22 protein-coding genes and 1 pseudogene are annotated in these 22251 nt (G+C 66.5%); 18 read left to right on the top strand and 5 right to left on the bottom strand.

The annotated features are described in order from the left end of the window. The first annotated feature begins 4 nt into the window (after positions 1-4). The 10 genes from trbE (at position 5) to BSP_RS16530 (ending at position 9565) form a co-directional block, all read left to right on the top strand. A complete protein-coding gene (gene trbE, locus BSP_RS11880) occupies positions 5-2458 on the top strand; it encodes a conjugal transfer protein TrbE (RefSeq protein ID WP_152950473.1) in 2454 nt (817 codons plus the stop codon). Continuing rightward, positions 2394-3209 carry a conjugal transfer protein TrbJ gene (locus tag BSP_RS11875; RefSeq protein WP_227975951.1) on the top strand — a complete coding sequence of 272 codons (816 nt, stop codon included), beginning with the start codon at positions 2394-2396 and terminating at the stop codon, positions 3207-3209. The genes trbE and BSP_RS11875 overlap by 65 nt, the downstream gene beginning before the upstream one ends. 13 nt (positions 3210-3222) lie before the next feature. Further along, positions 3223-4617, top strand: coding sequence for a type IV secretion system protein (locus tag BSP_RS11870; RefSeq protein ID WP_152950472.1), 1395 nt, complete (start codon positions 3223-3225; stop codon positions 4615-4617). Positions 4618-4619: 2 nt separating this feature from the next. Beyond that, entirely contained in the window at positions 4620-5303 is a 684-nt protein-coding gene (gene trbF, locus BSP_RS11865; protein ID WP_008260103.1) for a conjugal transfer protein TrbF, read from the top strand. A 143-nt stretch (positions 5304-5446) separates the two neighbouring features. Further along, positions 5447-6388: a P-type conjugative transfer protein TrbG gene (trbG, locus tag BSP_RS11860; RefSeq protein WP_227975950.1), complete on the top strand. Its 942-nt coding sequence runs from the start codon at positions 5447-5449 to the stop codon at positions 6386-6388. After that, positions 6385-7548: a TrbI/VirB10 family protein gene (locus BSP_RS11855; RefSeq protein WP_152950471.1), complete on the top strand. Its 1164-nt coding sequence runs from the start codon at positions 6385-6387 to the stop codon at positions 7546-7548. The genes trbG and BSP_RS11855 overlap by 4 nt, the downstream gene beginning before the upstream one ends. Further along, positions 7545-8057 (top strand): S26 family signal peptidase, encoded by a 513-nt coding sequence (locus BSP_RS11850; protein WP_227975949.1) that lies wholly within the window; start codon positions 7545-7547, stop codon positions 8055-8057. The genes BSP_RS11855 and BSP_RS11850 overlap by 4 nt, the downstream gene beginning before the upstream one ends. Next, positions 8051-8659 (top strand): lytic transglycosylase domain-containing protein, encoded by a 609-nt coding sequence (locus BSP_RS11845; protein WP_152950470.1) that lies wholly within the window; start codon positions 8051-8053, stop codon positions 8657-8659. Before BSP_RS11850 ends, BSP_RS11845 begins: the two co-directional genes overlap by 7 nt. Further along, entirely contained in the window at positions 8656-8928 is a 273-nt protein-coding gene (locus BSP_RS11840) for a hypothetical protein (protein WP_152950469.1), read from the top strand. Before BSP_RS11845 ends, BSP_RS11840 begins: the two co-directional genes overlap by 4 nt. Before the next feature lie 235 nt (positions 8929-9163). Next, entirely contained in the window at positions 9164-9565 is a 402-nt protein-coding gene (locus BSP_RS16530) for a helix-turn-helix transcriptional regulator (protein ID WP_367118250.1), read from the top strand. Positions 9566-9611: 46 nt separating this feature from the next. Here the strand turns inward: BSP_RS16530 and BSP_RS11830 are convergent, their stop codons facing one another. Together BSP_RS11830 and BSP_RS11825 are read right to left on the bottom strand one after the other, a co-directional pair. Further along, positions 9612-10451, bottom strand: a complete 840-nt coding sequence (locus BSP_RS11830; RefSeq protein ID WP_227975948.1) for a nucleotidyl transferase AbiEii/AbiGii toxin family protein — start codon at positions 10449-10451, stop codon at positions 9612-9614. 77 nt (positions 10452-10528) lie between these two features. Further along, a complete protein-coding gene (locus tag BSP_RS11825; protein WP_152950467.1) occupies positions 10529-11140 on the bottom strand; it encodes a type IV toxin-antitoxin system AbiEi family antitoxin domain-containing protein in 612 nt (203 codons plus the stop codon). 649 nt (positions 11141-11789) lie between these two features. Between BSP_RS11825 and BSP_RS11820 the strand changes: the two genes are divergently transcribed. The 4 genes from BSP_RS11820 to BSP_RS11805 are packed head-to-tail and all read left to right on the top strand — an operon-like array spanning position 11790 to position 14512. After that, positions 11790-12671 (top strand): AAA family ATPase, encoded by an 882-nt coding sequence (locus BSP_RS11820; RefSeq protein ID WP_152950466.1) that lies wholly within the window; start codon positions 11790-11792, stop codon positions 12669-12671. Continuing rightward, complete coding sequence (locus tag BSP_RS11815) at positions 12658-13128, top strand: hypothetical protein (RefSeq protein ID WP_152950465.1); 471 nt, start codon at positions 12658-12660, stop codon at positions 13126-13128. The genes BSP_RS11820 and BSP_RS11815 overlap by 14 nt, the downstream gene beginning before the upstream one ends. Further along, on the top strand, positions 13128-13631 hold the full coding sequence (locus BSP_RS11810; protein ID WP_152950464.1) for an HORMA domain containing protein: 504 nt from the start codon (positions 13128-13130) through the stop codon (positions 13629-13631). Before BSP_RS11815 ends, BSP_RS11810 begins: the two co-directional genes overlap by 1 nt. Then, complete coding sequence (locus tag BSP_RS11805; protein ID WP_152950463.1) at positions 13628-14512, top strand: CBASS oligonucleotide cyclase; 885 nt, start codon at positions 13628-13630, stop codon at positions 14510-14512. Before BSP_RS11810 ends, BSP_RS11805 begins: the two co-directional genes overlap by 4 nt. 10 nt (positions 14513-14522) lie before the next feature. Here the strand turns inward: BSP_RS11805 and BSP_RS11800 are convergent, their stop codons facing one another. Next, positions 14523-15416 carry an S-4TM family putative pore-forming effector gene (locus BSP_RS11800; RefSeq protein WP_152950462.1) on the bottom strand — a complete coding sequence of 298 codons (894 nt, stop codon included), beginning with the start codon at positions 15414-15416 and terminating at the stop codon, positions 14523-14525. 169 nt (positions 15417-15585) lie between these two features. Further along, on the bottom strand, positions 15586-17025 hold the full coding sequence (locus BSP_RS11795; protein ID WP_152950461.1) for a tyrosine-type recombinase/integrase: 1440 nt from the start codon (positions 17023-17025) through the stop codon (positions 15586-15588). A 526-nt stretch (positions 17026-17551) separates the two neighbouring features. Here BSP_RS11795 and radC point away from each other — a divergent pair. From radC to BSP_RS11780, 3 genes are read left to right on the top strand one after another with little or no spacing between them, the layout of a single operon-like run. Then, on the top strand, positions 17552-18229 hold the full coding sequence (gene radC / locus BSP_RS11790) for a DNA repair protein RadC (RefSeq protein ID WP_152950460.1): 678 nt from the start codon (positions 17552-17554) through the stop codon (positions 18227-18229). Next, the gene (locus BSP_RS11785) at positions 18229-19158 is read left to right on the top strand and encodes a toprim domain-containing protein (RefSeq protein ID WP_152950459.1); all 930 of its coding nucleotides are present in this window, start codon (positions 18229-18231) and stop codon (positions 19156-19158) included. The genes radC and BSP_RS11785 overlap by 1 nt, the downstream gene beginning before the upstream one ends. Positions 19159-19183: 25 nt before the next feature. Continuing rightward, complete coding sequence (locus BSP_RS11780) at positions 19184-20428, top strand: ParB N-terminal domain-containing protein (protein ID WP_152950458.1); 1245 nt, start codon at positions 19184-19186, stop codon at positions 20426-20428. Positions 20429-21483: 1055 nt separating this feature from the next. Here BSP_RS11780 and BSP_RS16525 read toward each other — a convergent pair. Continuing rightward, positions 21484-21750, bottom strand: a pseudogene (locus BSP_RS16525) (MerR family transcriptional regulator); the annotation flags it as partial. Positions 21751-21868: 118 nt separating this feature from the next. Here BSP_RS16525 and BSP_RS11770 point away from each other — a divergent pair. Further along, positions 21869-22225, top strand: a complete 357-nt coding sequence (locus tag BSP_RS11770) for a hypothetical protein (RefSeq protein WP_227975947.1) — start codon at positions 21869-21871, stop codon at positions 22223-22225. Positions 22226-22251: the final 26 nt, after the last annotated feature.

Below are 22251 nucleotides of genomic sequence, written 5' to 3'. Positions count from 1 at the left end.
GGCCTTGCGGTTCCTCGACGAGCATCGCCGTCGACCGGCGGCCCTGGCGGACCATCTGCCGTGGGCGGCGCTGGTCGCCCCCGGCGTGGTGCTGAACAAGGACGGCTCCTTCACCTCGGGCTTCCGCTTCCGGGGACCGGACCTGGAATCCTCGACCGAGGACGAGCTGATGGCGGTGCGGGCCCGGCTCAACAATGCTTTGAAACGCCTCGGCACTGGCTGGTGCCTTCATGTCGAGGCCAGCCGCCGACCGGCCGCCGCCTATCCTGATGGCGAGATTGCGGTCGAGGCGGCCTGGCTGGTGGACGCCGAGCTCCGGGCCCTGTTCGAGGGCGCAGACCCGGCGTTCGAGACCGATTTCCGCGCGGCCCTGACCTGGCTGCCGCCGATGGACGACGCGCGGCACATGGAGCGCTGGCTGTTCGACGGCCTGGAAAAAGGCGGGCGGGATTGGCGCACGGCGCTGGACACCTTCCGCCGCGAGGCCGGCGGCGTGCTGGACCTCCTGGCCGATGCCCTGCCGGAAGTGGTGGCGCTGGACGATCCGGCCCTGCTGACCTGGCTGCACGACTGCGTCTCACCGAAAGCCTTCGCCGTCCGGCCGCCCGAGACGCCGATGTTCCTGGACGCCTGGCTGACCGACGCGGGCCTCACCGGCGGCGTGGCACCCAGGCTCGGCGATCGCTGGCTGAAGGTGGTCTCGGTGCGGGGCCTGCCCTCGACCACCCGGCCCGGGCTGCTCGACGCCTTGGGGTCGCTGCCCTTCGCCTATCGCTGGAGCGCGCGCTGGATCGGACTCGACAAGGCCGAGGCCGAGCGGGAGATCGTCAAGCTGAGGAAGCGCTGGTTCGCCAAGAGAAAGGGCGTCGGCATCCTGCTTCGTGAGGCCATCACCAAGGAGGAGGTCCCGCTTCTGGACACCGACGCCGCCTCCAAGACGGAGGAATGCGACGGGGCGCTTGAGGCCTTGGGAGCCGAGGCCTGCGCCTTCGGCTATCTGACCCTGACCGTGACCGTCATGGATCAAAACGAGGCGGTCGCCGCCGAGAAGGCTCGTGCCATCGAGGCGGCGCTGAACGCTCAGGGCCTCGTCGCCCGGATCGAGGATCTGAACGCGGTCGAGGCCTGGCTCGGCTCCCTGCCCGGCGAGCCCTATGCCGATGTCCGGCGACCCCTGGTCTCCACCCTGAACCTGGCCGACCTCCTGCCTGTTTCGGCCGTCTGGGCCGGGCCGGCGATCGACGCCCATCTCGACGGCCCGCCTCTGGCCGTGGCGCGGACGACGGGCTCTACGCCGTTCCGGCTCGTGTTGCACGTCGGCGACGTCGGCCACGCCATGGTCGTGGGCCCCACCGGCTCGGGCAAGTCTGCGCTGCTGTCCTTCCTGGCCCTGCAGTGGTTCCGCTATCCCGGGGCCCGGGTGGTGTTCTTCGACAAGGGCCGATCGGCCCGGGCCGCGACCCTGGCGGCCGGTGGACGCTGGCGGGCCCTGGAGGCCGGGACGCCCTTCGCCCTGCAACCCCTCGCGCGGGTCGATCAGGAGCCGGAGCGGGCCTGGGCGGCCGAGTGGCTGGCCGAGACCTGCAAACTGGCCGGGCTGGACCCCAGCCCGCGCCTGCGCGAAGAGATCTGGATCGCCCTGGCGGCGCTGGCGGATGCGCCGGTCTCGCAGCGGACCCTTACGGTGTTCTGCGCCCTGGTTCAGGACCGGGCGGTGGCCGCCGCCCTGGAACCCCTGACCCTGAAGGGTCCGCACGGTGCCCTGCTGGATGGGGCGTTTGAGGCGCTGGAGCCGACCCGATTCGACACCTTCGAGCTGGAAAGCCTGATGGCGACGCCGTCGGCCGTGGCCCCGGTGCTCTCGGCCCTGTTCCATCACCTGGAGCGGGAGTTCGACGGCCGTCCGACGATGCTGATCCTGGACGAGGCCTGGCTGTTCCTCGGCGAGACCGCCTTCGCCGCCAAGATCCGTGAATGGCTGAAGACGCTGAGGAAGAAGCGCGTCGCCGTGGTGTTCGCCACCCAGTCGCTTGACGACATCGCCGCCTCGCCGATCGCGTCGAGTCTGATCGAGAGCTGCCCGACCCAGGTCTTCCTGCCCAATCCGCGGGCGCTGGAGCCGTCTTCCGCCGACCTCTATCGCGGCTTCGGCCTCAATCGCCGCCAGCTGGAGCTGATCGCCTTCGCCACGCCCAAGCGCGCCTACTACTGGCGTCAGCCTCGGGGCCGGCGGCTGTTCGATCTCAAGCTTTCGGGCGTGGCCTTGGCACTTTGCGGCGCGTCCTCGCCCGAGGACCAGACCCTGATCGACGACGTACTGGAGCGGCTCGGCGACAGCCACGCCGATCCGTCAGCCTTCGCCCGTGAATTCCTCAAAGCCAAGGGAGTGACCCATGTGGACGCCATCTTCGATTCAATGGGCTTGGACGCTTTCGACCTGCCCATCGCGGCGGAGTAGGGGGCTCCTGCTCGCCGGCCTCGCCGTCACCCTGGCGGCCTGTTCCGAGCCCGAGCCGGCCAAGGCCAGTCCACCGCCCGCGCCGCCGCCGGCCCCACCGCAGGCCGTGGTGTTCGACCCGCGCAATCACATCGAGAACGCGCTCCAGGCCTCGCGCCAGCTCGACAGCCTCGCCAACGAGGCCCGGATGCTGGCCAACCAGGCGCGCGAGCTGGCCGCCTCGCCCTACAGCCATCTTGGCGAGACCACCTCCACCCTGCGTGACATCGGGGAACTGGCCCGGAATGTCCGGGGCGTCGCCTCGACCGTCACCCAGCTCGAAGACCAGTTCACCGATCTCTATCCGACCGCCGTCGAGGGCCTCGACCCGGCCAATGCGCTTCAGCAGAGCGAACGGCGAACAACGGCGGCGCGAGAGACGGCCCAGGACCTGGCCCGCACCGCCGCCGAACTGGAGCGGCTCAGCCAGGGGCGGGACCGGCGACTGCAGGGTGCCCTGTCGGCCAGCGAACGGGCCGAGGGCCAGACCGCCGCCATCCAGTCCTCGACCCAGATCCTCGCCGTTCTGGCCGAGGACCTGAGCTCGATGCGCACCATCATGCTCGCTCAGTCGCGGCTGATGGCCGAGCAGACCGCCCGCACGGCGGCGGAGCGCGCCGCCGGGGCCGAGGCCCGTCGGCAGTTCTGGGGTCGGGACGGCGCCACGCCGGCTGCGCCGAGCTTCAACCCGCTGCCGAACGCGCGGAACTGAGGGCGCGACGGTCATGGCGGTCAGTCCGGAGACAACCAATGAGCTGATGGTGGTGTTCTCCAACACCGTCTCGGCCGGGTTCAACGCCCTGCAAGGCGCGGTCAACGGCGTGTTCGGTCTGATGATCGTCCTCGTCGTGGCCCTGACCGCGATCCAGTGGCTGCTCTCGCCCAACCGCGAGATTCTGGCGTCCGGCTTCGGCAAGATCCTGCTGATCGGGTTTTTCGCCTACGTCATCAACGACTGGCACGCTCTGTCAGAGACGCTCTACGCCGGCTTCATCGACCTCGGGCTCACGGCCGGCGGCGGTTCGCTCTCCCAAGGCGAGTTTTTGAATCCCGGTGCCATTCTTCAGCAGGGCTGGGAGATCGTGAAGGCGTTGGGCGAGACTCCGGCGCCGGTGAACAACCCGCTCGATGTCGCCGGCAATCTGACCGACGCCCTGATCCTCGGTCTGGCCATGATCGGCATCATGCTCGCCTTCGGCATCCTGGCGCTGCAGATCATCGTCACCCTGCTGGAGTTCAAGATCGTCACCTTGGGCGGCTTCGTGCTCCTGCCCTTCGGTATCTGGTCCAAGTCTGCCTTCCTGGCCGAACGGCCGCTTGGCTATGTCGTCTCCTCGGGCCTGAAGGTGCTGGCCCTGGCGATCGTGGTCTCCGGCGCGCGGACGGTGTTCGACCAGCTCCAACCCTCGGCCAATCCCGACCTCTACGAAGCCCTGACCATCCTGGTAGCCTCGATGCTGCTGGCCATGCTGGCCATCTTCATCCCCAACCTGGCCTCGGCCCTGGTCACAGGTGGTCCCGCCCTCGGTGCTGGTTCGGCCGTCACCGGCGCGCTGGCCGTCGGCGGAGCGGGGCTGCTCGCCGGCGCGGGGATCGCCGGCGCAGGGGCGGCCGCCGGTGGTGCCGCGTCCCGGGTCGCGGGGTCTGCCCGCGCTGCTGCCGGCGCGGGCGCAGGGCGACCGCCCACTCCGCCCTCGGCTCCGCCGCGCCCGTCGAACGACAATCCCTCGCCGTCCGGGCCGCGTTCACCCACGTCAGGATCCGCATCCAATCCCTGGGCCGCGACGCGATCCGCCTCAGGCCCCTCTGGCGTCGCCGAGCCAGTGACCGCCTGGACCGGCGCGCCGCAAAAGGACAGCGCGCCATCCCCCACCGACGGCGATCCCGGCCAGGCGGCCCCCGCCCGCCCCGCCGCCCAGATCAACGCCGAGGCCGAGGCGGCACGCCGCACCTTCCACAAAGCGGCGGGCGCAACCGCAACCTCGGGTCAAACGGCTGCGGCCCCGGGCCGCGCGGCGGCGATGCAGGCGTTCTTTGTCGCCAACCATGGGCGGGGGCTGTTGCCCGCTGGCGAGACCAGCGGGGCGGTGTCGCCCGGCCTGAGATCGGAGGAGACCTGACCATGCATCCCTTCTTCAAACCCAAGCGTGCCCTGGCCTCCGCGCCGGAGAGCACGCCCTATCAGCGGGCCGGCCAGGTCTGGGACGACCGCATGGGGTTGTCGCTCGCCCATGCGCGGAACTGGCGGCGCATCGCCCTGGCCAATCTCGTGCTGGCCGGTTTTCTCGGCGCCGGCTGGTGGGTCCAGGCCGAGCGCGCCGTGGTCAAGCCGTTCGTGGTCGAGGTCTCGGATCTGGGCCAGACCCAGCGCATCACCGCCATAGGCGGTCGCTACGAGCCGACCGAGGCCCAGACGGGAAGGGCGCTGGCCGACTGGATCCGCGATGTCCGCTCCAAGTCGATCGACCCCATCGTCATCCGTCAGAACTGGCTCCGCGCCTATGATCTCGTGACGCCCAAGGCCGCGTCCTTCCTGAACAGCTGGGCCCAGGCGCATGACCCCTTCGCCGAGGTCGGACGAGAGGCGGTCAATGTCGAGGTGCTCAACGTCGTGCGCCGCACCGAGCGGACCTACGACCTGCAATGGCGCGAGACCCGCTTCATCAACGGCCAGGCGGCCGGGACCGAACGCTGGCGCGCCCTGATCACCACCACCCTGCAGCCGCCTCGCACCGAGGCCGAGCTGATGAAAAACCCCCTGGGACTGAAAATCGAGGACGTGTCATGGACCCCCGACGCCTCTTGAGCCTGGCCGCCTGCGGCCTCCTCCTCTCCGCCTGCTCCGGCGTGGCGCCGTTGCCGGACGTTCCGCGGATTGCGGTGGCGACCCTCCCCACGCCTGAGGTCCGGATCCTGCCTTCGAGTCCGACGGAGCGAGCGTATCTCGATGTGGTCGCAGGCGCTGACGTCGCCGTCGATGTCGTTGCTGAGGGCGACGCGGTCGAGGATCAGGCGGTTATTGCGAACGCTGTCGCTACGCGCGCTGCAACGCCTGCCGATCAGCCGCCGGAGCCCGCCCCTCGGCCCCAACCCGTCGTCGGCCCGACCGCGATTGCCGCAGCCAACGCCGAGGCCCGCGCCGCCTCGAGCTCGGACAGTTTTGTCGGCGGCGTGCAGGTATTCTCCTACGACCCGGGCCGCGTCTATGAGATCTGGACCGCGCCGCTGCGGGTCACGACCCTGACCCTGGCCCCCGGCGAAACCGTCACCTCCAAGGCGGCGGGCGACACGGTGCGCTGGCAGATCGGCGAGGCCAGCTCCGGCTCGGGCCCCAATCAGCGGGCCCATGTGTTGCTCAAGCCCCTCGAACGGGGCCTGGAGACCAACCTCGTCCTGACGACCTCGCAGCGGGTGTATTTCCTGCAGCTGAAGAGCGGCTCGCCAGACGGCTTCAACGCCGCCGTCGCCTGGGACATCGGCGCCGTCATCCCTCCGGGCGAGGCAGGGGCAATTGCCGGCGTCGAGGAGCGGGTCGCCGATCCCGTGGCGGTCCCGACCGGACCGCTGGACGCCCACTACCGCATCGACCCGCGCGGCCGGGCCCCGCGCTGGACTCCGACCGCAGTGTTCAACGACGGGACGCGGACCTTCATCACCTTTTCGCCCGATCTGCAGGTCGATGAGGCGCCCGCCCTGTTCGTCATCGCCCCCGACGGCGAGGCGGAGATGGTCAACTATCGCCAGCAGGGCGGTCTGTTCCTCGTCGATCGCGTGTTCGACCGGGCGGAGCTGCGGCTCGGAGACCGTCGGCCGCAGATCGTCCGGCTCCATCGCCTCGGCAGCGCCGATCGCATCGGTCGCACCGACCGCGTCGCGGGAGGCCGCTCATGACCGACCCCATCCATCCGGATGCGCCCTTGCCAAAGGCGCCGCCGCCCGGCCTGTCGACGCGGGCCCCGCGACCGACGGCCGTGCGCCTGCGCAAATCCGTCGTCCAGGTCGTGGTGATCGGCGCCGCTGCGCTTCTGTCTGGCTCGCTCGCCTGGGCCTTCGTCGTCCAGCCCGAGCTTCGGGCCAATGCGCGGGAGCGGGTCGAGGAGGGAAGGCTTGACGAAGCGCGCGGCACGGTGCGTCCCGCCGACATGGTGACCGGTCAACCGTCCAGCTACGATCGTCTGACCCCGGGCGATCAACTGCCCGAGCCCCGCACGCGGTCGGGTGAGTCCGAGCCGGCCGTCGCCGCCACACGCGTGACCGACCGGGTCCGCTCGCCGGACTATGGTTACGCTGCAGCCGCCGCGCCTTCCGCGCCACGCGGCCGTAGCGTGGCCCAGGAGGCGGCGGGATCAGGCCTGTTCTTCGGCGGCGGATCGGGCGCGCAGGCAGGGGGCGGCGCCCCGTCGGCCAGCGGCGCGTCGTCCGCCGGCCCGGGTCGGGACTACGGCGCCGTCTACAACGGCCACGCCCTGATGAATCCTCTGTCGCCCTTCGAGCTGAAGGCGGGGGCCATTGTGCCGGCGGCGCTCCTGACCGGGATCGACACCTCTCGCACGGGTCCCGTCGTGGCGACCGTGACCCAGAACGTCTTCGATACCGTCAGCGGCCGCCACCTGCTCTTGCCACAGGGCACTCGTCTGATCGGTCGTCACGACGGCGAGAGCAGCTACGGCGACCGCCGGGCCTTCCTGACCTGGGAGCGGCTGATCCTGCCCAATGGCAAGAGCCTGATCCTGACCGAGGAGCCCGGGGTCGACGCCCAAGGCGCCGTCGGCGTCCAGGGCCGGGTCGATCGGAGGCTGTTCCCCCTCGCGGTCGCCACCCTGTTCGCCGGGGCGATCACCACCCTGGGCCAAATCGCGCGAGACGACGATGACGACGGCGGCGGCTTGCTGGGCGACGTCGGCGACGCCACGGCGATCGAGGGCGCACGGGTCGGCGGCAGTCTGATCGACCGCGAGCTTCAGGTGCGTCCGTCCATCCGTCTGCGCGCCGGCGCGCCGGTGCGGGTGCTGATCACCCGCGACCTCATCCTTGAGCCCTATCGGCCATGATGCTCTTCCTGCAGTACCGACAATGGGCCGCCTGGACGCTCATCCCCGTCGCCGGATTGGCCGTGATGGCGGCATCCGCCAACCGCGCTCCCGACCTCGCGCTGGTCAACGAGAGCCCGAGCCTGCCGGAGGGGCTCTATGTCCGGCAAGCCGACGCCCCGATCGCCCACGGCAGCGTGGTCGCCATCGCCCAGCCCTCCAGCATCCGACCCTATCTCGCTACCCTCGGGATGCCGGCCGAGGTCAAGCTGATCAAACGCGTCGCGGCCGTCGGTGGCGACCGCGTCTGCGCAGAAGAGGGCGCAGTGCGGACGCCCTCGCGGGTCTCGCCCGTGCTCGCGCGCGACCGGCGCGGCGTCGCGCTGCCGACCTGGGACGGCTGTCGCACGCTCGGACCGGATGAACTGTTCCTGCTCGGCGACACGCCGGGAAGTTTCGACAGCCGCTACTTCGGCCCGGTCCATCGGGCCGAGGTCGACGGCGTCTACAAGGAGACCCTGACATGGTAAGGCGGACCCTCATCACCCTCGCGGCCCTGCTCAGTGCCAGCATGGCCTCGGCCCAGACGGCCGACTGGCGCGCGGCGGGCGGCGATCTGTTTGCGGCCGTCGACACGGGCGAACCCGTCGCCGAGCTGTCGGCGGCGGAACCGCTGGACACGCCGCGTCTGGCTCCGCTCAGTCAGCCGTTCATGGCCGCGATCGCCACGGCGGCGGAGCGGCACGGTCTGGATCCCAAGCTCCTGCATGCCCTGGTCGTGGTCGAAAGCGCCTATCGCAACGAGGCCTGTTCCCCGGTCGGAGCCTGCGGCCTCGCCCAGTTAATGCCCGGCACCGCCGCCGAGCTCGGTGTGCGCGACCGCTTCGATCCGGCCGAGAATCTGTCCGGCGGCGCGGCCTATCTGGCAAGGCAGATGCTTCGGTTTGGCGATCTTCGTTTGGCCTTGGCCGCGTATAACGCCGGACCCGGTCGTGTCGCCCGCCTGGGTCGCATTCCGGATATCCGCGAGACGCAGGAGTACGTCGTCAGCGTGGTGGATTGCTATCTCGCCCTGACCGCCGGCCGTGGGGTGCGCAGTTCACGAGAATGCCGGGCGGGAGGCGCACGATGACCGCAGACCCCAAAGACGCTGACGTTGAGCGGGATGACGACCTGCTTACCCGCAACCAGGCCTCCGAGTTCCTCCAGCGGTTCGGGATCCGTATGAAGCCGACCACCCTGGCGCGGGCCTGGTCGGTCGGCAACGGACCGCCCTGCCGGCACATTCGCGGCAAGCCCCTCTATCCGCGCGGCGTGCTACGCGGCTGGGCCGAGGCCCAGGATTCGGGCCTGCGCCGTGCGTCGTGGGAGAGGCCGGCAGACGAAAGGCGCGCGCCATGACGCGCCCGACCTCTTCGCCTCGGCCCCGACGGGCGACATCTGAGCATCCGACGCTGGAGGGTTTGATGGCGGATCCGTCCGTGAGTTCTTCGCTCAAGGCCGTTCTCCTGTCGTGGGCTGGGCGGGATCCGGTCGATGCGGCTAGGGATTCAGCAGTATTGTCGGCCGCCTTTGAGCGGCGCGCGGACGACCTCCTTGCCGAGCAGCTCGCCGACCAACACGCGGGAGTTGGATCGTGACGGCCTCTGTGGACAGCGAGCGGACACCACCTCCTGGCGATCGCTTCCTTGGATGGAAGACGGTCAAGAGCTTGACCGGCTTCAGTCGAACGACGGCCTGGCGACGGCAGAAGGCGGGAGACTTCCCGACACCGAGACAGATTTCGCCGGGTCGCGTGGGCTGGTTGGAGAGCGAGGTCAACGCCTGGCAGGCGTCCAGAGCGCCGCGTTCGGAATCCGAGCTTCCTGCCTTTCGAGTCGCTGAGCGTGAGGAGGAGGCGAAGGCGCTCGCTGCCTCAACGCCACAGAGGCGAGGGGCGCCGAACGCGGCCCCACGGCCCAAGCCCGCCGATCCGATCCCTCGCGCGAAGCCTAAGCGGGGGTCGGGCGATGAGGCTCAGCGAGCCTTTGAGTTCTGAGGTCTTCCGCTGAGCCCGTCGGCATGCCCACCAAATCAAACGGTGTTCATGTCGTCTCCATCCAACCGTCGTCGGGGGTCCAGCGCCGGACAAAGGGCTCATTTCTGGCGCGAGCCAATACCGGCGGCAGGACGAAGTCCGCGATCAGCGCCTGGGTCTCGGGTAGGGATTTCGACGCTATCACGATGTCGGTCCGATCGAGAAAGGCCGTCCATTCTTTCTGCTTTCGTTCGGCAAAGGCGGACGTGAGCGCCAATGGATCGCTTGTAGGGAGTGCCGTATCGCGACGATCGAAGGTGCGGGCGAACGCTTCCGCCAAAGTCTCGCCGTCGAACTCAAAGGTGTTGGCGATCGCCCACAGATCGAAGAAGTCCTTCAACCGCGTGTTGGCCATCCCCAGTTCGACCATGGCCTGGAACTTCTCGGCGACGACGGTCTCTCGCGGATAGGCCAGCAGCTTGGCCCTCGGCTGATCCAGGAGCGATGGATATTCGATCTGCACGGCCGCCGGCGTGATGGTGTCTCCGTATCCGATGTCGATGTGGACCTTGAGCTTCGCGCCGTTGATCTCCGCGCTGACGTCCACCGACACGCCGCTGTATTCCGCGTCGGGCCGCGCGATTTCGGCGACCAGCGTATCTGGCAGAAACAGCACGCCGTCATCGTCAACGGGGATCGCCACAACCTCGCGAAAGATGTCGCGCACGACGTCAGGGGCGCTGTCGCCGAGGCCCAGGAGATCGAGGTCGCCGCTCGGTCGGTGCGGCGTCGGCGCCCATTGGGCGAACAACATCGCGCCTTTCAGGATGAAGCGGTCGTGGTGGTTGGAGACGCTCAATCGATAGAGCAGACGCTCGATCGCATAGCGCAGGAAGACGAGTTGCACGTCCTCACGGCGCAGCCGTGCCCTAGCGGTCAGCCGATCTCGGACCGAGGCGGCGACATTACGGACCGGTCGGCGGGTCAGCTGAGCGCTTCCAGATAGGGACGGATCACGGTTTGGACCCGGTCGATCTCGGCATATCTCCAGAGCGCGTCGCGCTGGCGACCGTGTGCGCTGTCCTTCATGAAATCCTGAAGCGCCTCAAGGGCGACGTCGAGCCCGACCCTCCGCCGATATTTGAAGCAGTCGACTACGGTCTTGGCGGGGGATGTGATGGGCACGGAGACGCCGTCGATGTCGTGTGTCTCCACGCCCTCCGTCAGCGAGGGGCCGCTGGCTCGAACGATCTTCAGCCGCATGGGCGGATTTACAGGAGTCCACGCCCGCGTGCCGATAAGAAGCCAGACGGCATGAGGGGCCTGGGTGGTCAGTCCGTGAAATCGCAGGGCGGACAGAAGCGCGATCACCCCGTTCGGTACCACGCGCGCCGCTTCGGCCAGGCTGGAGGTCGTGGGCAGAGAAACGTCGTTAGGTCTGTAAAGGCCGCGGCCGACCTGGCTCAGTCGACCATCCTCGACCAGTCGCTTGAGATAGACGCGGGGGACGCCAGCGGTGACGAAATCGCGGGTGCGCGCGACGCCTTGGGCCTGGGCGACGGCGAGGGCGCGTTCGATGTGGGTCATGGTCGCCATGGCGATGTTACATTTCCTATATCTACACGCCCAAAGTGCAAGGATATGTTACTTGCCACAGTCTGAGGCTAGCGTCCACGCGCCCGGCGGGTTGACCTAAATTGAGGCGGCGTGGAGAGGCCGCAAGAACAGGATCCATCACGATCGCTAAAGCCTCCCTCATCGAAAGATGTTAAAAACGGCGGGCTGCCCCAACGCGGCATGATCCCTTCCACGAAGCCCGTATGTGGGGTCGAACAACAATCTCACCACAACATCTTGACGTGGCATTCGACACAGGGCACGAATCGCATCAGAGTGAAGACGCGTTAACGTTCCCTTTGCGTCGCCTGCGACTCGCCTTAACGAGTCCCTGAGCATTGGGTGTTGGCTGTTCCGATTCCCTCAGAATTCAAACGACGACGCGGCCGTCATGCGCGACGGTCTGGTCGGCATCAGACGACGGGGCTGTCCAGTGATCTGAGCGTGAACAAGGTGGGGAGAGGCCGGCCAACTTCGACTTGGCCGTCACTCAGGAGGCCGATCTCTCCCCGATACCGACTCATCCGAGCCAGCGGCGCGATCTTATGCATCGCCGTCGCGCCCACACAACCGTGGCCGCGACACAGCCCTCTCGGATTCTTCCTCCCCGAACCGAAAGGACTGAACCATGAATTCAGGAATCGCCTACCGCTGCCCTCTGCCCGACGTCCAGTTCGAGACCGCATGGGCCGCCATCAAGATCGATCAAGGCGTCAAGGATCGCCTTCTCGCCCAGTCGATGCTGGCCTTGACCGTCCGCCGGTCAGTCCCTTTCGACGCCGCGCCGCTCCATGGTCTGATCGTCCTGGCCGGTGTTCCCGGAACCGGCAAGACGACGTTGGCCCGGGGCCTCGCCACCAAGGTGGCATCGATGCTTCCAGGTCAGAAGGTGACCTTCCTGCAGATCGATCCGCACGGTCTGGCGAGCGCCTCGCTCGGCAAGAGCCAGCAGCAGGTCACCACGCTGTTCACCCAGACCATTCCGGAAGCGGGCATGGGCGGCGTCGCCGTCGTGTTACTGGATGAAGTGGAGACCTTGGCGGCCGATCGGCGCCGGATGAGCCTAGAAGCCAATCCCGTCGATGTGCACCGGGCGACCGACGCCGTGCTCGCCGGACTCGATCTGCTGACGCGGACCCACAAGAATATCCTGCTGATCGCCACGACCAACTATCCACAGGCGGTCGACGCCGCCTTCCTGTCCCGCGCGGACCTGATCGAAACCATCCCGCCTCCGAACGCCGAGGCCCGGGCCGAGATCATCCGGGACACGCTGGACGCGCTGGCGCGCCAATGGCCCAAGGTCGCCAACCTCGGGCACGACATGGCCCTGTTCGTGACCGCGTCCAACGGCATGGATGGGCGGCGCCTGCGCAAAGCCGTTGTGGGCGCCCTCGCCGGATCGCTCGCGACGGCGCGCGATCCCAACCTCGTCACGAGCCAGCAACTGCTGGCCGCGATCAAGGCTGCCGCACAGGCGGGCAAGGAGGTCGGCCGTGAAGCTGCGTAGGGATATCGCGGCCGTCCCGGCCCGATCGGGGTCCGAGACCTGGGCGGCGGCCATCGACCTGATCACCCAGTCGGATTCCATCGACACGGCTCAGTTGACGGCGGCGACCACGGTAATGGCGAGCTTGCTCGCCGAGGAGCACTACGCCGATCATCCTCTGACGCTGAAGGGCGATGGCCACCGGCTGGTGCTCTATTTCGCCTATGGCGCAGATGCGGTCAGTCTGGGTCTCGACGTCGCGGCGCTCGACTGGAACCCGACGGCGAAAGATTGGACCCTGTATGTGCCCTGCGATCCAGTCGATATCGACTGGGTGACGGAGACCTTGAAGAAGCGGGCGCCGCGTCTGGTCGTTCATGACTTCAACGACACCCCTGGCGCGCTGGCGGAACAAGCGTCCAACGCGCAACCCGCCGCGGCATCGGCGCTCACGATCGACTGGGGAGCCGCGCACTGATGGCCGTATCAACCTTCACCTATACTCGCACCCACACTGCGGCTTTCGTCGCGGATCACATGCGCAATCAGCTGACCCGGATCGTCCAGGCGGCCGGTCTGTCGCCCGAGAAACTCGTCGACGACTGGGCCATCGTAGGCAATGCCGCGCGAACCTGGCTTGAAAGCGGCTGGCTGACCACGGTGACGATAGAGTTCCACAAGCCTGGATCACGCGATCTTCAGCTCCGCTGGGACTTTCCCATCACCTATGCCGGCAGCGGCGTCGACGATGACATGTGGGTCGATCGCCAGCATCTCCAGCGGACCATCGACAAGGTCGGACGTCCGCCCAGCGGGTGCACCTACACGATCATCCTGACGACGCGCCCCGGCCGACCCGACGTGCCTGGGATGTCGAGCTGCACCAAGCGTTCGACCGCCGGACTCGTCAGCCGCGCGACCGGCACCGCCATCGCCACGCACGATATCACTGCGGGCCTCAACTACTGGAGACCGTCATGAGCAAGGTCAGCGACGCTTTCGCCACCTTCAAATCCCGCCTGGAGCTGACGAAGACGGAACAGGACGACGCCAGTCGGCGGCAGAAAGACGTTCGGGCCACGGTCCAGGCGTCTTTCGACGTCGATCATGATTTCTTGGCCGGATCCTACGGCCGGCACACCAAGACCAAGCCGCTCAAGGACATCGACATCTTCGTCGTTCTGGGCACGAAGGAGTCGGAGCGCCGAAAGGCGCACCCGAAAGCCGTGCTCGATGACCTGGAGGCCTGTCTGGTCGACGCCTATGGCCGCGATCAGGTCGTCCGCGATCGACGGTGCGTGACCGTCTGGTTCGAGAAGCGCAACCAGACCCAGCATGAAGACGGCAAGGTCGTCAGCCTGGACGTGGTGCCCGCTTTCGCCTCCGGCTCGGACTACGAGATTCCGGACGAACAGCTCGGAACCTGGATCAAGACCAATCCGGCGACACACAACGATCTGACCACGGCCAAGAACCGGGATCTCTCGGGCAACTGGGTCCCGCTGGTGAAGATGCTCAAGAGCTGGAACCGAGCGAACGGTCGGCCCATCGAGCCCTCGTTCCTGGTTGAGGTGATGGCGTTGGATCTCATCGACGGGCCGTTCAACACCTTCCCGGATGAGGCGCGACGCTTCTTCGCGGCGGCGGCCGCGAGCGTTCACGAGGACTGGGCCGATCCCGCCCATCTGGGGCCGCCAGTCTCTGATGAAATGACGCCCGTCCTTTGCTCGGCCGCCCGTCTCAAGCTGGAGGCCGCGGAGATGGCCGCGACGCGGGCCTACCGCGCCGAGGCGCAGGGCCGAGAAGGGGAGGCGGTCAGGATCTGGCGAGAGGTCTTCGGCGAGTTCTTCCCCGCGTCCTGACAGAGCGCATCTAGGATTTGGGGTCGCGGACATGTTCCGCGGCCCCGGCCTTCATCTGACGTTCCAGGCCCGGGCGGGCGAGTTGGTACAGCCCCGGGATGATCATGGGGCTGGCCGCGCGTCTGGCGTACAGGGCGTTCTGGACGTCGCGAGCGGCCTGCTGGGCCTCGGGCTCGCTCAGTTCTCCACGCTTGATGGCCGACAGATAGGCCTCTGCCTCGCCCTTGGTTTGCTCTTGCGCCTCGGCCGTATCCTTCTGCCGGAAATGCTCGCGGATGGCCCAGACCATGACGGGGGCAGCTGGCGTCAGGACGATGGCGATCTCGCGAAACGGCAGGTTGAGCCACCAGCAAGCGAGCAACAGAGTGATCGGCAATGCCCAGGCCAGGAGGAGAGCGAGAGATCCATTCAATCGCCGGAGCCGGCCATCGTACCAAAGGTTCGTTCGTTGGCAGATCAGGCGGCCGAGCGAGAGAGAGGCTTGACCGACCTCATTCGGATACCAGTCGATCAGCCCTTTGTTCTGGCGGCGTCGTTCCCATGACGTCGCGGCTTCCTCGACGGCCTCGTCGTCCAAGGGCTTTCCCGCCGCCAGGGTGTTCCAGGGCAGCTGGAGCACGCTGCAGTCGAACGCCTCGGCCGCCTTGGCACCGTTGCGGACGAACCGACGCTGCGCCCGGTCGAGCAGCGCCGCATCCACGACGGTCATGACCAAGCTCAACAGAGCGATGGTCGCGCGTTGGTCTTCGTGAACCAGGCCCCAGATCGCCCCCGAAACCGGCAGCAGCACGGTCAGCAGAAGCTGCGCGATGAAAACCAGCTTGGCCCGATGAAACATCTCCTGGCGCGCCCGCAGCAGCCGAAGATTGGCGTCCTGGTTTTGCCGGAGCGGAATATCGTTCATGCCTCGCTTATCGACCAAAGCGGCCCGGTTTCAATAGGTCATGGCCTGCCCCCGACAGGGTGGGGCCCGACGGTCATGACCGACAGAGCCGTCGGCTTCGGCGGTCATGGGTCGGCCAAAGAGTGCCTTCCGGCGATAGGGAGCAAGGGCGAGAACCATCTCAGGGCCTTCAGGCCGCCTGCCGCTGGGCACTGACACGCACTGGGTCATTGAAGGCGAAGAGGGAGGGCGGGGCCGTGTCCCGCCTTGCCTGGGTCAAGCGCTCGAGCTTCTCAGCCCAGAGATTGAGCGCTTCCGAGGCTTCGCGGTCGTATGCGTAACGCTTGTACCGCTTGGTGATGCTTTTTGAATCGCCCTCGGCATGGTTCAGAATCCGCGAGATGGTCTGGCTATCCACTTCCTCCATGTCGAGATGGGTCGCGCAGGTCGCCCGTAGATCGTGGATATGCCAGTCCGCCAGACGATGTCGCGCGGCATCGAAATCCTCGCCCGCTTCCTCGGCGATCAGTCGCCCGATCGCCTCGTCCAGCGCTCGCTTGAACTTCGACCAACCCGAGGGGGCCTGGTCCCTATGGCCCGCCGTGGCAAAGACGTGGTCCGTCACCTCGCCTTGCTCACTCTTCAGTGCGGGAACGCCGGCGATGATGGCTTGAGCCAAGGGCGAAAGGGGTACGGCATGATCGCGCCGCCGCTTCGTTCGGCCTGCAGGCAGCAACCAAGCTTTGACCGAGCTTGCCTTTCCCTCGCGGTCCTTGAAACGAAACTCGCCGAGTTCTGAACGCCGCAGTCCGCCGACCTCGCCCCGGCGTTGGCCTGTGACCAGGCAGAGCTGGAAGAGTCGTCCGGCCGGCTCGGGGATGGTGTCGGCCGCCTTCCAGAACAACCGGATCTCGTCATCCTCGAGATAGCGCATCCGTTCGGCTTCGGCCCCCGGTTTCTTCACCCCGAGCGCGGGATTATCGTCGATGATGTCCTGATCCTCGGCCCAGGCGAAGACGCGCTTGATGAAGGACAGCAGCCGGTTGGCTGAGGTTTCCGACGCCTTGGCCTTGGTTCTAGCCAGGGTCTTGATCTCGGCGCGCGTGATTTCGGCAATCGGCCGCTTATGCCAACCCTTCAATTCCTTCTCGAGCTTACGTTTGAGTTCGGGCTGGGAGGCCAGCCTGCCGCCGCCACCGGGAAGTTTGTCGGCGAGGTAGTCGTCCGCGACGGATTTGAAGGTGACGGACTGCGCCCGCTCGGCCTCCAGTTCCGCTTTGCGAGCCGCCGCTGCTTCAGCGCGCCTGGCCTGTTCCCGGCGCTCGCTCGCTTGCTCTGGCAGGATGCCTCGACGCGCGTCGTCGATCGCGGCCCTGGCCTGGAGCCGCGCGTCCTTGAGGTCCATTTGATCGACGTCGCCCAACCGAACAACCAACTGACCGGGACGGCCTTTGACCCTCAGCTTCACCGCATAGGTGCGCTTGGTCTTCCCGATCAGGATGTCCAGGCCGGGCGTAAGACTGTCACGGATACGACGAACGCCTGGCGGCACCTTCATATGAATGGTGCCGCGCGGGCCAGCGGTCAGAAGGATCTTGGGGGCCGACGCGGACGGGTCGAGGCTGGTCATACGCAAACTCGCTGGTACTGAAACCCACCGATTTGGTCACAGATTTGGTCACAAAAATTAGAGGGTCATGACGAAACCGGCTGGATCAGTATGTAGCAGTTTCAGTCGTATTTTCAATAGCTTTTCAGCCTATTCTGTTGTTTCACCGCGTTTCAGAAAAGCCCAAAAATGGTCACTGGGGGTCAAGGGGTCGCAGGTTCGAATCCTGTCGCTCCGACCATTTAATCTTCTGAATTTTATGGTCTTTTTCAGGGGTCGCCTTCGGGCGGCCCCTTCGAAAATCGGCTTGGGGCACATATGGGGCACAGGCTGATTCGCGGTCACCGCGTTGCGGGACAGTTCATTCTGTCTCCCTGATTTCGACCGACGCATCGTTAGGATCGTGCTTGTGGCGACCTGGAGGTCGATTAGCGGCGGCTAATCCTGACCAGAACGCCGCGCGGCTACTCGAACGACGCGCTTCTTGGAGGGAAAGGAAGGGAGGCGGCGCGCGCTCCATGCGGAGCGGCAAACGGAGTGCGCCGCCATGATATCCCACGCCCAGACACGACCCGAAGCGGACGACTGGCCCGATTCAGCCATCGGCCAATGCGCCCGGCTCGACGACAAAGCCCTCTTGGCCGTCATGCTGGCGCGCAGACAGATGTCGTCGCACTCGCATGGTGTTTCCAGCCAATTGTTTCGGCGCTTCGGGAGCCTGGCCGCCATCGCGGCCGCCGATGATGCTGAACTGGCGCGGGTGGAGGGCGTCGATGCGATCGTAGTGGCGGACCTGAAACTGCTTCGGCTGCTCTGCGAACGCCTTGCCCGCTCCGAGGCCGAAAGCCGTCCCGTGGTGTCATCATGGTCGGCCTTGCTGGCTTACGTTCGGGTCTCGCTTGTCGAAGAGCCCCGCGAACAGTTTCGAGCCCTGTTTCTGGACAAAAGAAATCAGCTCCTGCGCGAGGAACTGGTGGGGTTCGGAACCGTGGATCATGCGCCGGTTTACCCGCGCGAAGTGGTGCGCCGCGCTCTCGAGCTCTCGGCATCGGCGATCATTCTGGTCCACAATCATCCCTCCGGCGATCCCCAGCCGTCTCGGGCTGACATCGAGATGACGCGCAAGGTCGTCGAAGCCGCCCGCGTCTTCGACATTCAGGTGCATGACCATCTCATCGTCGGCCGCGACGGCACGGCCAGCTTCCGGTCCCTGGGACTGTTCTGATGAGCCTGCGCGCCATCGTTTCCGCCCTAGGCGGAGATCTTTACCAGAACGGCGCCCGCGCCAACGTGCCGGCGCCGGGCCACAGCGCTGCTGACCGGTCGATCTCGCTGGTCCTGAGCGACGGTCGCGTGGTGGCCCACGGGTTCGGCGCGGCGGACTGGCGCGCGGCCCTGGACGATCTCACACAGCGGGGCCTCATCGACGAACAGCGGCGCCCGCGCGGCGGCGGCGGCGGAGCCTCTGTCCCCCGCATCGACCTCAGAGGGCGCATAGAGGCCGCGGCGCGCCTGTGGGATGGCGGCCATACAGCGACCGCTGCGGGCAGGACGGCCCTGCATCTGCGGCTCAGGGGCGTGCCCTGGCGTGATGACCTGACGGACCTTCGCGATCATCCTTCGGCTCCCATCGCCGTGTACGCGATGGGACGACGGACGCGAGGCGCCATGCTCGCGAAGATCAGCGACGTCACGGGCGCGCTGACTGGCGTCGAAATCACCTATCTCGATCCCAACGGCTCCCAGGCGGTCGGCGTCGCGGCGCCGCGCAAGACGATCGGAGCGGTCCCCGCCGGATCCGCCGTGCGGCTCATGGCGGCCAGCTCCCGGATGGTGGTGGGGGAGGGGGTGATCACCACCCTTTCAGCCATCCGACGCTTTGAACGACCTGGATGGGCGCTGCTATCCGCCGGCAATCTCGCCAGGTGGTCGCCGCCGCCGGGCGTGCGGGACGTCCTGATCGCGGCGGACAACGGGGTTGCGGGCGAACGGGCCGCGATCCGCCTGCGGACCCGGCTCCTGAGCCTGGAACTCGACGCCGTGATCGCCCGGCCGCCGGACACGTTCGGGGACTGGAACGAAGCGGACCAGGCCAGCGCAATGGCATCGGAGGCGGAGGAAGGGCGGGGCGGGGCGCCGAACCGGCGGGGATAGGCCCCGCCTCGGTTGGAGATCCACCATGCGCCGTTCCCCTTCCACCGCACTCGCCCTCGTCCCCACTCCCGTCCAGGCCGCCGCCGCGCGCGACCGAAGAACCGTCGCGTTGCGGGACACCGGTATCGCGCCCGAGAACCTTCGCTACAAAGAGCCGCCGGACGAGGACATTCCTCTGCTCGCCGAGACCCTGATCGCGGCGGGTCAGCTTCAGCCGCTGACCGTTCGCCCGGGGCGCGGCAAGAAGGAGCAGCCTCATATGGCTCTGGACGGACGGCGCCGTATCCTGGCCTTCCGACACCTGCTCGATCAGGGCCGGGTCGACGAGGAATTCCCGGTCGACATTGTCGTCGACCCCAAGCGTCAGGCGGCGGCCGTGCTGCTGACGAATACCGCCGTGCCCGTCCATGTCGCGGACGTCATCGCCGCGATCGGCCGCATGCTGAAAGGCAAGCTCGCAGTTCCTGTCGGCGCTACCGCCATCCACGCGAACGAGCTCGGTCTCGGGCGACTGGAAACGATCGCTGACGACCTGCTCCGGTTGCTGCATCGCGCCGGAGCGACCTTCTTCGTCTCGAGGGTCGAGAAGAAGTACCTGCTGGCGACCAAGATGTTCGACACCCCCAATCTGGTGGCCTTCGCGAACCTTCTGGAAGGGCTCCAGTCCATGTCCAGCCGCCTGAACAAGAAGATCGCGTCGATCATCCACGATGAGCAGAACGAGTTCGGCCGTACGCTGAGCTCCTGGCACGGTCTGTTTTCCAACGCCTCGCCGGATGTCATCGAATGGGCTGGCGAGCGATACTCCCTGCAGCGGGCTCCGGGCAGTCTCTTCGTCATGAAGCCCGACGATCAGAGCGCCGGCATCCAGATGGCTGACGTCGCGCTCTGGCTTTACGGTCAGTGGCTGAAGGGGAAGGACCTGCCGGAGAACTGCGAGCGTCTGCTGCTCTTTACCGGCGATCCCCCGATGTCTATGCGGTTCCAGTGGGTGAAGGTGCACCTTCAGCCCGCTGCTGCGACGCACCCCTTCGACCCTGAAAACCGGATTATTCTTGAGCCCGACCCCAAGGCACCAACCACCCTATCCAACCCCGATGGGCTGAGCGGCGCCCCAGTCTTTTTCGTTTGGCAGGATAACAACAACCAGGCTTGGTTGGGGCTAGCAGGGATGGTCACAAACGCCCGGATAGACCGGTTCGCGGTCTACAGCACCATCTACATCAGGACCGCGTTGCAACAGCACGTGGATGCTGCTGCCGTTGAGTAAGAGCCTGGTCTAGCTTGGGAGAAGCCGGGCCAGCGCTGTGGACCCGTGTTCCGGTCCAGCGGCTTGTGCGGAGAGCGTTCGCGAGGAATGACCTGCGAGGGTGACTGGCGCTCCGGACCGCCGCTCCGCATAGTCCCCCGATGATGTGGTTCGACGAGATCGAGAAGAAGCGCGGCAGTTCGCCCGTCGTGACCGATGACCCGAGCCATGTCGGCAGCGGGACCTTGATACTGGATGGGGAGAAGTCGCAGGCGGTTCTACTTTCGGACGGAACGTTGATGGGATCCACCAACGAAGACGGTTGGTTCCGGCTTCGGCTCAAGGGGCCGGATGGTCGACCCATCCTGCTCCACAATGCTCTTCTTACCAGCTCGACCCAGTACACCGGCCAGCATGGCCGGATGTATGAGGAGCACGTCTATCCTAACGCGGTCATTCTCGGCTCCGACGCTCTGCTGCCCGGATACAAGGTTCCGTCGATCGCTTTCACGATGAGAAATCTAGGGGCCTTCTTCCACTACCAGCACGTGGAATCCCACCACCTTTTCCGGCCGGCCAAGCATATCGTTGCTGCGCTCAAAGGCCTTCGCGACAAGAAGGACCGCTCATACGACCTGTTCAAACCGCAGGAGGTTTTTGTCGTCCATCAGTTCCCGAGAGTGCTGAGCTTCAAGGTTGATGGCCATAGGTACGAGGTATTTGTTGGCTCGAAGCAATCCGGGCTCGGGTGGAAGAAAATCGACTTTCAAACCGATCCAATCGCGACGATCCACTTCGCTGAACCGCTCGGCATCGAAGAGGCGATGGATCTCGCGTGGCAGTGGAAACGCTATTTCGAGAACCTTGCGCTGCGGCCGATCCCCTGGACGTCGCTTACGGCCCGGTCGGGACGCGGTCGCGCAATGCGGGACGCTGACTTTTACCTTCCAAACCACGACAGTCGATCGGCGGATGAGAATGGGCCGTTCCAGTTCTGGCTTGGAAACATCCCTCTGAATCGCTGGAGCGAACGAAACGCCCTCGCCACCGTCATGAAGACGTGGACCGAACGAGAAGGCGATCCGGTTGGCTTCCTCGCAATTATGATCCGGCAAATCCGACAAATCGAGCAACGACCGAATGGCGTCGAGATCAAACCCCAGCTGCCGAGCATGGCGAATGAAGGCCAGCCGACGCAGCGCTGCGTCGTCGTAGAGCCTGCGGTCGCTTGCGGTGCGAGGCGGCGTCGGCAACAGGCCCGACTGCTCGTAGAACCGGATCGTGGGCACCTTCACGCCGCTCGCGGTCGAGAGCTTGCCAATAGGGAAGAGAGGTGAGGTCATTCACCGAAAATAATCGCTTGATCCTCTAGTGACTAGAGGATGTAGGCAGTCGTTACAGCCGAGCCGGACCGTCCGGGGCGGATTGTGTAACAGATTGCCCGGTGGGCCGAACGAAAGTATGCAGCGCGCGATGACCTGGTCGATGACGACATGGGCGAAGCTGATCGTGGCGATGACTCTTGTCTTCGCCGCCTTCTTCTTTGCGCCCGCCGTCGACGCCGCCACCTGTCTGCCGGAACCGCCCGCAGCGCACGCGGTCGTCGATCATGATCAAAGCGACGGTGACCACAGTGGCAAGAGCGGCGGTCACGGAATCTGCTCGCACGGCCATTGCCATCACACCTCAACGGCGCGCGCTCATGAAGTGGAAGCCTTTGCTCCGTCTTTCGGCGAGCCTCCCCTGCAAAGCGGCCGACAGGATGACTTCCGGGCGTCCATCACGCCTGACGGCCTGAAGCGTCCTCCCAGAGTCTGACCGAAGACCTGCGCCTTCGCGCGCCT

Origin of the sequence: Brevundimonas sp. Bb-A, assembly GCF_009394735.1 — a bacterium.
Classification (GTDB): Bacteria; Pseudomonadota; Alphaproteobacteria; order Caulobacterales; family Caulobacteraceae; genus Brevundimonas; species Brevundimonas aurantiaca.
Note: the sequence above shows the minus strand (reverse complement) of the source record. Positions and strands in the feature narration are given on the sequence as shown.